Raw genomic sequence first — 297 nt, forward strand, 5'->3', positions numbered from 1 at the left:
AGGTGGGCGAGTTTTACACGCCTGGCTATGAGCGTGGGTTGCGTTATGATGACCCGGTTTTAGCGATTGATTGGCCACTACCAGTTAGTGAGATTTCTGCCAAAGATGCTTCTTGGGCTTTGTTGGAACAGACCGTTGTGGGAGTATAGCTAATGATTATTATTGATAAAGCACTCAAAGAACGAGCAGAAGCCAAAAATCCGATTCGCGTGGGGATGATCGGTGCAGGGTTCATGGGACGCGGCATCGCCAACCAAATCATCAACTCCGTCCCTGGAATGGAACTCGTCGCCATTG

The 297-nt window shown here is 49.5% G+C and carries 1 protein-coding gene and 1 pseudogene; both read left to right on the plus strand.

Going from position 1 to position 297, the window contains the following annotated elements:
* Nucleotides 1–149, plus strand: a 149-nt coding sequence (locus B1A85_RS23485) for a dTDP-4-dehydrorhamnose 3,5-epimerase family protein (RefSeq protein ID WP_146087221.1), incomplete at its 5' end; no start/stop codon positions are given.
* A gap of 3 nt (nucleotides 150–152) precedes the next feature.
* Nucleotides 153–297 (plus strand): annotated as a pseudogene (locus tag B1A85_RS26455) (NAD(P)-dependent oxidoreductase); the annotation flags it as partial.

This window comes from Chroococcidiopsis sp. TS-821, assembly GCF_002939305.1.
GTDB lineage: Bacteria > Cyanobacteriota > Cyanobacteriia > Cyanobacteriales > Chroococcidiopsidaceae > Chroogloeocystis.